The 8,751-nt window shown below is 41.5% G+C and carries 11 protein-coding genes; 6 read left to right on the forward strand and 5 right to left on the reverse strand.

The window, feature by feature from the left end; all coding sequences use genetic code 11:
* Positions 1-456: 456 nt before the first annotated feature.
* The gene (locus FNZ24_RS20870; protein WP_153916717.1) at positions 457-1,179 is read right to left on the reverse strand and encodes a nucleoside-diphosphate sugar epimerase; all 723 of its coding nucleotides are present in this window, start codon (positions 1,177-1,179) and stop codon (positions 457-459) included.
* Positions 1,180-1,317: 138 nt separating this feature from the next.
* On the opposite strand from FNZ24_RS20870, the gene FNZ24_RS20875 reads away from it, so the two are divergent.
* The 5 genes from FNZ24_RS20875 (at position 1,318) to FNZ24_RS20895 (ending at position 4,048) form a co-directional block, all read left to right on the forward strand.
* Positions 1,318-1,692: a PH domain-containing protein gene (locus tag FNZ24_RS20875; RefSeq protein WP_153916718.1), complete on the forward strand. Its 375-nt coding sequence runs from the start codon at positions 1,318-1,320 to the stop codon at positions 1,690-1,692.
* A gap of 101 nt (positions 1,693-1,793) precedes the next feature.
* Positions 1,794-1,967: a YbaM family protein gene (locus FNZ24_RS20880; RefSeq protein ID WP_153916719.1), complete on the forward strand. Its 174-nt coding sequence runs from the start codon at positions 1,794-1,796 to the stop codon at positions 1,965-1,967.
* A 34-nt stretch (positions 1,968-2,001) separates the two neighbouring features.
* Positions 2,002-2,673, forward strand: coding sequence for a nitroreductase family protein (locus FNZ24_RS20885; RefSeq protein WP_153916720.1), 672 nt, complete (start codon positions 2,002-2,004; stop codon positions 2,671-2,673).
* Between the two features lie 110 nt (positions 2,674-2,783).
* Entirely contained in the window at positions 2,784-3,086 is a 303-nt protein-coding gene (locus FNZ24_RS20890) for a DUF1330 domain-containing protein (RefSeq protein WP_153916721.1), read from the forward strand.
* A gap of 146 nt (positions 3,087-3,232) precedes the next feature.
* On the forward strand, positions 3,233-4,048 hold the full coding sequence (locus FNZ24_RS20895; protein ID WP_153916722.1) for a DnaJ domain-containing protein: 816 nt from the start codon (positions 3,233-3,235) through the stop codon (positions 4,046-4,048).
* A gap of 67 nt (positions 4,049-4,115) precedes the next feature.
* Here the strand turns inward: FNZ24_RS20895 and FNZ24_RS20900 are convergent, their stop codons facing one another.
* From FNZ24_RS20900 to FNZ24_RS20915, 4 genes are all read right to left on the reverse strand, one after another.
* Entirely contained in the window at positions 4,116-4,331 is a 216-nt protein-coding gene (locus tag FNZ24_RS20900; RefSeq protein WP_153916723.1) for a TIGR02450 family Trp-rich protein, read from the reverse strand.
* Between the two features lie 150 nt (positions 4,332-4,481).
* Positions 4,482-5,081, reverse strand: a complete 600-nt coding sequence (locus FNZ24_RS20905; protein WP_153916724.1) for an HAD family hydrolase — start codon at positions 5,079-5,081, stop codon at positions 4,482-4,484.
* Between the two features lie 62 nt (positions 5,082-5,143).
* Positions 5,144-5,767 (reverse strand): CIA30 family protein, encoded by a 624-nt coding sequence (locus FNZ24_RS20910; RefSeq protein WP_194945117.1) that lies wholly within the window; start codon positions 5,765-5,767, stop codon positions 5,144-5,146.
* A 110-nt stretch (positions 5,768-5,877) separates the two neighbouring features.
* Entirely contained in the window at positions 5,878-7,257 is a 1,380-nt protein-coding gene (locus FNZ24_RS20915) for a DUF4397 domain-containing protein (RefSeq protein WP_153916726.1), read from the reverse strand.
* Positions 7,258-7,495: 238 nt separating this feature from the next.
* Between FNZ24_RS20915 and FNZ24_RS20920 the strand changes: the two genes are divergently transcribed.
* Positions 7,496-8,650, forward strand: a complete 1,155-nt coding sequence (locus tag FNZ24_RS20920; protein WP_153916727.1) for an endonuclease/exonuclease/phosphatase family protein — start codon at positions 7,496-7,498, stop codon at positions 8,648-8,650.
* The last annotated feature ends 101 nt before the right edge of the window (positions 8,651-8,751 follow it).

Raw genomic sequence — 8,751 nt, forward strand, 5'->3', positions numbered from 1 at the left:
GCCTGGCATTGGCTCTAAAGAAGCCGTAAGGATGATAAGGAAAGTAGAAGCAAATATCCATCAGGGCCAGAGGAGTACCTCAATAACAGGCCGAATATATGGGTGCAATGAACTATTCTCAAAGTCGATATTAAATATCTTGCAAACCGGATGGGTCCATATATGTCTGGCTAGCTTTCGAGGGGAAGGGACGCCCCATCGTAAGCGTTAGTGATTTTTGTAGCTTGCCGAAGCAGACTCAAAATGAAGTTTAAAGCTGGATCATTCTCCGTTGGAAATTTTGCTGTTTAAATTTCGCCGGAGCTGCGGGGTGTTCTAAGAGGGAGTCGCAGTTCACTCCCTTTCGTCTGGTGTGGGCGAAGCGCCACGACCTTGATTTAGACCTTGATTTAGATTTTATTTAAATTTCGGAATTTATAGCAGGCGTAAGCTGCCAACAAACCTTGGGACAAAAACTCACTTCACCAATCGGTGCATCTGCTTATTATCAATAACCCTGATCGTTAGATTATCTAATTGGCTGTCACTATCTGTACCTAAGCCTGAACCAGAGAGATCTTTAACAGCAATAGCAAGCATATTGTCTGCCACAAGCTTGCCGGTAATGGGTTTGTACTTGGCTAAAGGGCCAACAAAGACTCCAGATAACAAGGTAAACAGCTTTTGCCCTATATCTTCTAAGGTTCGCTGACTAACACGCTCTCCTAATAACAAGCTTGGCTGAAATATGTAGAGCTTGGATAAGGGGAGGAGGCTTAAATCCTTCTGCACTTGGCCTTTTACTCGATTGTAAAACACTGTTGATTTTTCATTGGCATCTAAGGCCGTCACCACAAATAATTTAACCCCAGTCTGGCTTTGATGCTCAATCGCGAGTTTGGCAAAGTCGATGACGGCGGTGTGGTCAACCTTGATAAAATTTTCCTGACTGCCCGCTTGTTTGATGGTGGTGCCAAGACAACAAAAAGCGTGGTCAATACTGACAGGTAAATTTAACTCGGTGAGCTGATTTAATTGAGTTTCGACAAAGATAAGCTTTTCAATTCCTGCTGTTTCTGCAGCAAGTTCAGGTGCTCTTCTCCCTACGGCCACCACGGTTTGATATTGGGTATCTGCCAATAAATTTAATAACAAATAATGGCCGATTAAGCCAGTCGCTCCAATGATAGCTGCGTTCATAATGCGCCTTGAAAGTGTGGTTTACAGTGTCGTTAAAATACTTTAACAGCTTTTTGCTTGTTAATTAGGTGTAGATGCCGCACTATTTTATTCACTGTTTTATTGAGCAATGCAAAGACCATATTTAAGGAGAAAACAATGGGACTTTTTGATGCGATTTTAGGTAATTCCTCTGAAATGGATTTAGGTGAGTTACAACAAGAGTTATCGCCAATTATGGCTGACAATGAGTCAGTTCAAATGGGCTATAAACTGATCCGCGATATGTTTGTGTTTACCGATAAGCGCCTTATTTTAATTGATAAGCAAGGCATGACTGGAAAAAAGGTCAGCTACCATTCAATCGCCTACAAATCGATGACTCATTTTATCGTTGAAACTGCAGGCACATTTGATATGGATGCAGAGCTTAAAATCTTTATCTCAGGTACTGAACAACCTATCGTTAAAGAATTAAAGAAAGGGACTGATGTGGTCGGTATTCAAAAAGCGATTGCCAACTTCTCACTATAATTAATGCAATAATTCTTGCTTTAACTAACGGCTGTTTTCATTAACCGTCGTTTGGTTAAATTGACTGTTTTACCCGCTATTTGTATTGGAACGCACCATAGATGACAACAGAAAAACAGCCACAATCACCACTGGATGATGCGCCTAAATCCGTGCAACTTGCGGTCGATTTAATCCAGCTGCTGGAAGAAAATAATATCGATACCGAAACCGCGATAGCAGCATTGCAAATCACCTTAGATGATTTTAAAAGAAAGCAGCAAACAACGGACTAGCAACAAGCACGAACTAAAATAATAAGGAATAGACATGACCGAAGCTCACTTGCCATTAACTGATTTTATTGAATATCCTCAAGCTGAAATGCTTGAACGTGCGAAGCAAAATTATCAGGATGTGAAACGACGTCATTCTATCCGTAAATTCTCAGATAGAGCGGTACCGCAAGAAATTATCGAGCAATGTATTCTTGCCGCGGGTACAGCGCCTAACGGGGCTAATCATCAGCCTTGGCATTTTGTGGCGATAAGTGATGCTGATGTAAAAGCGCAAATCCGTGAACAAGCAGAAGCCATTGAACAAGCTTTTTATGCGGGGCGTGGCGGTGAAGAATGGCTAGATAATCTAAAACCACTGGGCACCAATGCCAGTAAACCTTATCTTGAAACTGCCCCATGGTTAATTGCTGTATTTACTAAAAAACGCAGCGAAGATAATGGCGAGCAAAAACAGAATTACTATGTGCATGAGTCAGTAGGGATTGCCACGGGCTTTTTATTGCAAGCACTGCATAATGCAGGACTTGGGACCTTAACTCATACGCCAAAACCTATGTCTTTTTTAAGTAAGGTTTGTGGCCGTGATAGTGATAATGAACGACCTTATATGTTAATTATTGCTGGTTACCCTGATGAGCAAGCAACGGTTCCAGAACATGCGCTACAGAAAAAGTCATTAGCTGAAATCAGTGATTTTATATAGCAAGAAACTGAATGAGTTGTCGAACTAGACAGCTGGTTTAGAAGATAAATGGTTCAGTATGACTGCTGGTTTAGAAAGATTACTCGTTCAAAAAAATAAGTGAGGTAGTAATGGGCTTTCAACGAATAATGGCTTTGCATGTTCACGATGAAGCTGAGTATCAAGCATATCGAGATGCCATGCTGCCAATCTTGCATTTTTATGGTGGCGATTTTGCTTATGATTTTACGGTGTCGAAAGTATTAAAATCTAAAACCAATTCGCAAATTAACCGAGTCTTCACCATCGACTTTCCATCTGAAGCGGTAATGGATGCCTTTTTTAATGATGAGGCATATTTATCGGTAAAGCAGCGTCACTTTGATGCTTCAGTAACTAGTGCAACAGTGATTGGCTTACATGAAACTGAATAAGTCTTAAGGCTAATGCTGTTTAATTGTCATTCTACCGATTCAGCTCGCGCCGTTTTTAGTCGCTTTGATAGGTTATTACTGCAGTATATATCCATGTTACCTCAAGGTGCATCTTGAAATACCATGGGTATAAGTACAGGACGTTTATGGAAAATTTATATCTTAGCTTAGGGCTCTCACAAGATTCCGATGATGATGCAATAACAACTGCGTATGAAAGTTTGTATCTGTTTTATCACTCGGATGAATACCAAAGTGCTTTTGCTGATATCGATATTAAGCTTGCTAATATTGCTGTGTCCTATGACATTTTAAAATGCCCGATTAAGCGTAAGTCCTATGATGAAATGTGGCAACATTATCAGGCTGAGAAAACATTAGATGCATTAGTTGATGTACCTGATATGAGTTATGAATTTGAGGTAGACGCTCCTATTATGGAGCAATGGCCTGATGTCGTTGAGCAGCATCCACATCTGATTGAGTTATATGACAACCTTGCTAGTTTATCTACTGTGCTGGCTCTTTCATTCAAAGCTTATATTTTAGAGAGTGAACGTTTTGAAGAAGCTGAGCGGCTTGCCTATATTATGTGCGCGCAATATATCCAATGCTTTTTTGATGAAGAGCAAAACATTAAACCCTTGGCAAAGGGCTTATTAACAACGAACTCGCCAGCTGATGTTGTGACCGTCGATGAGCTGTTTGATGCCCAAGGGATTGAGCTTAGCCCTAAACCCAGCCCTTTAAATGATGCAAGCGGCGCTATTGAACCTAAATCGCAATCAAAACCGCATCAGCCAGAAGCGAATATTGCCAGCTTGCCGCTTCACAAGCATCAAAATGTGCAAAGGTTATTATCTAAAGATACCCGTGCGTTACGTCACGCCTCTAAAAAAGCCACAGCTAAAGGAAGCCTGTTTTTGTTAGGATTATTCTTTGTGTCTAACATTGCTGCCTAGTATGTAGTATGTAGTATGTAGTATGTAGTATGTAGTATGTAGTATGTAAGGCGTTAGATCGCTCAGGTTATTTCCAGCCCTGCAGCCACAATTGAGTGTCTTTCAAATCTCGCCAATTAATATCAAACTCTTGTGCATTTATTTCTGCGCGAATGATGCACTGAGTGACATTACTGTCCTCATCATAAGTGACTTTTACTACCGAAAAATGTTTCAGTTTTTGGGTGATATTCACCTTAGTCCATTTACTGTGTAATAGTTTTTTAGGGTGTAATGGATTCATATCTCTCCAGTTTTTATGATTTAACTTATACGAACTAGTACGTTGTGTTGAGTAAACAAGTTCATTAAATGCTGGAGGATATTTGAAGCATATAAGTGTAATCGGTACGTTTTTGAAAGGGTTGTCGCTGTAATAAGGGCATCTAATTGATTACTGATGCTGGGCTGCTAATGCTAACTCAAGCTCTTTTAAGTCGCTGACAATAACGTCAGCTTGATGCTGATAATCAGTGTGTTGGTGGTGATTAATAAACACTGACAGCATACCTGCATTTTTAGCTGCTTGAATATCGTAAAGGTAATCACCCACATAGATAAGTTCAGCTGCTGGAATATTCCACTGACTTGCTATAGCAAGTAACGCATCAGGTGCGGGTTTTGCGGGATAGCATTCTCGAGTTAACACCAGTTCCATGGTGATATTATTTTGAGATAGTTTAGTCGAAGTCGCTGCTTTGCTATTGCGAGTGACTATGGCTGTAGGTAATGATAGTTGCTGTAAGCTTGCCAATAACGCATGCATATGCGGTAACGCCTTCGCATTCATTGCATCTGATGTTTCGTGTTCTATGATGATTTGGTGGGCGCGGTCTTGCTGCTCTTTTGAAGTCATATCTTCGATAAAGTCGAGAACATCGGTTTCAAAAGGGCAGTTTAATTGCTGCTTTATCTTGCCGAAATTAAGCTGTGACTCTACTAATGTGCCATCGAGATCGAATATGACCCCTTTAATATTACTCAGCTTGTTCATTGTGTTCTCATTGGCTTTAGTACAGTGATGTTTGTCATTATGTTTTAAAACCATGACCTTGTTCAATCGTTAAAAGTCATGCTGTCGAGCATTAATGAAAATTCTCCCTCTTGCTTATCGGCGATCAGTAACCCGACTCGATCGATATCTGCAAATGATAAAGCAGGAGCATTGACTGAGCGGCCGCGAAACTGTGGATTAAAATCACTAGGGGTAAATGTGTGCTGGGTTTTCTGGCCTGCTATCGTGGTAAAACTGGCTACATAAGCTTCTCCAAAAGACAATTCAGGGGTTTTAAAACGTAATTGGTATTTTTTCCCATCGCCCATAACGGTTAGCTTTACCGCGTTTGATGCAGGAATTGGGGTATTAATTCGATACTCCATCGAGGCAAAGCCACCATTATTGGCTAATGACACATTACCGCTAAAAATAGGTTGTTCTAGCGTTGCATCATTGTCTATTTCACTGGAAGAAATACCGCCCATGACGGTGTCATTACTGATTTTGGCTGCGCTTAACTGCTGCTGGGAGCTGAATTGAATTTCCATAGCACTCACTGACGTTTGAAATAGCATAGTCGCTAACAAGCTAGTAGATAACAACGGACCTTTTAATAGTACGCCGATTATTGCTGAAGTATACCGCTGTAGTAACTGATGCAAATTGCAGAGTGAAATTTTCATCATTATTTTCCTCATAAAAAAGCGACTTATCTCGGGTGGAGGATAAGCCGCGAAAGGGTCGGACGGAGATAAACGTTAAAACAGTTTAGGTATCACTTGTGCTGAGTGGGTTACTCCTCAGCGACAAAGTCATCCATTAAAATAACCGAGAACATAGATGTGTCATTTTCAGCATCGACTGCGGCTACGCTATAAATGCCATTAGCGGCGAGCGATACTGCTAGTGGGCCAATTGCGACGGTTTTAGTGCCAGTGACCGTTACGCTAACGGTGTAATCACCTGGTGCGATACTTAAGCTGCCTGATGCCGCTTTAAATGGAACATCTGTTAATGCTGGTGAAGCATCACTAATATCAGCAGTTGGGGTTAAATATACATCAACATTGCCCGCTGAATATGAAGCATGGAATACGTTTAATCTTGCTTCTGTTGCAATACGGCGTGTGTGTTCAGCGAATGCCCAAGGTGAGATATCACCATCGCTTAATGAGCCCACCGCAAGTATCGAGTAGCTATAACCTAGCATTAAGTCCACTTCGGCATCGGTAATGACTTCTACTGAATTGTCGGCATCTGCTGCAACAGTAATTGTGTGCATGCCTTCTGGAATATTAACGTATCCAGCTATTTCACCAAATGACAGCATATCAACTGCAGGAGTGTCGCTACCATCAAGGAAAATATCTACAGCTGGCGCGTCTGCTACTGCGTGCACTGCACGAATATCGCTGCCACTATTGATATCATTTAATAATACTTGGCCTTCAGGTAATGCCACCAATAATGCTACTGGAGAGCTTCCTGTCCATTCATTTGGTATGGCTGAAATTAGATAATCCATTCCATCACCAAGGTTCACTGTGCCTGAGTCAAAGACGACATCTTTGCTGCCTGATGCGGTAATTCTGACTTGGTAGTCAGCAGTTGGGACTTCTAATTGATCGCTATTATCCATGTAATCTGCTGATAGAGTCGGTTCCATCATTGAGATGTCAGCCATAGGCTCAGTGACATAAATATCAACTAAACCAACCGCTGGTGTGGCATGTAAAACCTGTACTCGAGCATTGCCACTGGTGACGGCACTTTCTTCGTTGGCAATGAGTTTGAGCATTAAGGTTTCGTCACTAACATTCCCTAAAGCAACAGCGGTATATTCCATATCCTCAGCTGTGGCGAGTTCAGCTTCAAGGACGGTGAGAGTGCTGCCATCAGGCAAAATTGCGTCGACACCAATCGCATAAGTAGCGGTTGGAACTTCGAGTAAACCGCTAGACATGGCGTAGTCGACATCGGAGAGTAAGTTGGCGCCATCGGCAGTAACATTGACCATTGGAGCGTCACTACCTGCATGAATGACACGAACGTCAGCATAGGTTACAACAGGGGTTTCAACTTCAGCGACTGTCGCGGTGTTGTCATCATCATCTGAACAAGCTGTTAAACCAATGACTGAAAAACACAGTGCAAGAGAGTAGATCCTTTTCATCGTTCTTTCCTCGAATTCATTTCTTAAATACGGATTTATCAATCCATTTGATGTTGTGATTTCAGGCGCTGATTTCGAGGGGTAATACGGCAGTTGCTAATTTAGGATCATTTTTTAATTAGTGATTTTTCAAGAGAAAGGAAATTCAGATCATGGGTCTTTTGAATGTAATTAACATCGACAGTCAATCGATTTGGCTTTAATCTGTTGTCAGAATAGGGTTTTAAGGCAGTTTGCGGTGATTCAGACCAGCAGTAAAAAAGAGCAAAATAAACAGCAATATTTTAAAGTGGTTTCGTTTAATTTATTTAATTTTATCGAACCGCCCGCGGCTTTTTATGACTTCGAAAATATTTATTCTCGTCAGCAATGGCAGAAAAAATGTGCTTGGATTTGTGATTATTTATCCGAGCATCAACCAGACATTATTGGCTTTCAAGAAGTGTTTAGTCCTGAAGCGTTAAAAACACTATTAGCCCCTTTAGGTTATGAGTATTTCGCCGCGTTAGATGAGCCAAGATTGATTAGCGACTATGTCTACCAAAGCCCTGTGGTCGCCATAGCATCAAAATTTCCTATCACAGAATCAGCATTGGTCACTCCAGATGAAAATTTATTTCCACTCATGGGAATAGCGAGTGACTTCAGTTTTAGCCGTCAGCCTTTACGGGTAAAAATAGCCTTGGCTGAATTTGGTGAATGCGAGTGTTATGTGGTGCATTTAAAGTCAAAGCGCAGTGGCATGGGCGTGGATACCTTGGCTGATTCTGGCATGACAGGCGGCGCTGATATTATGGCAAGACAAGCGTTAGGTAGCTGGGCATCTAACATGCAGCGAGGTAGTGAAGCTGCACTGTTGTTTAATGAAATTGCCAAGCAGCGAACTAAAACCCAATTGCCTGTGTTGTTAATGGGTGACTTTAACGACACCTTGCAAAGTACCGCGCTAGAAGCGTTTCGTGCCAATGGTAAACGCGTTTTCAGAAACGATATTATCGACCCTAAACTTAAACTGATGAACGATAAAACCTTAGCGGATGAATTTGCTCAGTTCAGTTTGTTTGATACTTATGAGTTGTATCAAACTGGGCAAAAGCTCAATGCGACCTTGGCTCAAGATGAATATGAGTCAGGCTTGCATGATGAAGATGCTGATATTGCAGAAGATGTTTTACCACCTGTTGACCCTTTAAAATACGCTCGCCAGTCGACCCATTATTTTGGCAATACCGGCTCGGTGTTAGATTATATTTTAGGGTCTTGTGAGTTTGATGCATCTCACCCTAGAAACTTAGCAGAAGTCAGTGATTATCAGACCCATGACAGGCATCTTGTAAGGCCTGAATATGAGCGAGACAGCGACATAACAAAACCAACGTTGAAAAGGTCATGACTACCCCTAGTAACTCTCGGTGCAGCAAGTTTACACTTGATAATCCAATGTCCGCCGAGGAATTTACAGAGCATTTTAAAACGCTCGCTGATGTTTGACTG

Source organism: Shewanella sp. TC10, assembly GCF_009663145.1.
Lineage (GTDB): Bacteria > Pseudomonadota > Gammaproteobacteria > Enterobacterales > Shewanellaceae > Shewanella.

Bases quoted from the DNA above. Each gene is read 5' to 3' on its own strand.
- FNZ24_RS20900 (WP_153916723.1), bottom strand. From the start codon at position 4,331: ATGAATCCATTACACCCTAAAAAACTATTACACAGTAAATGGACTAAG.
- FNZ24_RS20895 (WP_153916722.1), top strand. From the start codon at position 3,233: ATGGAAAATTTATATCTTAGCTTAGGGCTCTCACAAGATTCCGATGAT.
- FNZ24_RS20870 (WP_153916717.1), bottom strand. From the start codon at position 1,179: ATGAACGCAGCTATCATTGGAGCGACTGGCTTAATCGGCCATTATTTG.
- FNZ24_RS20915 (WP_153916726.1), bottom strand. From the start codon at position 7,257: ATGAAAAGGATCTACTCTCTTGCACTGTGTTTTTCAGTCATTGGTTTA.
- FNZ24_RS20875 (WP_153916718.1), top strand. From the start codon at position 1,318: ATGGGACTTTTTGATGCGATTTTAGGTAATTCCTCTGAAATGGATTTA.
- FNZ24_RS20890 (WP_153916721.1), top strand. From the start codon at position 2,784: ATGGGCTTTCAACGAATAATGGCTTTGCATGTTCACGATGAAGCTGAG.
- FNZ24_RS20885 (WP_153916720.1), top strand. From the start codon at position 2,002: ATGACCGAAGCTCACTTGCCATTAACTGATTTTATTGAATATCCTCAA.
- FNZ24_RS20905 (WP_153916724.1), bottom strand. From the start codon at position 5,081: ATGAACAAGCTGAGTAATATTAAAGGGGTCATATTCGATCTCGATGGC.
- FNZ24_RS20880 (WP_153916719.1), top strand. From the start codon at position 1,794: ATGACAACAGAAAAACAGCCACAATCACCACTGGATGATGCGCCTAAA.
- FNZ24_RS20910 (WP_194945117.1), bottom strand. From the start codon at position 5,767: ATGAAAATTTCACTCTGCAATTTGCATCAGTTACTACAGCGGTATACT.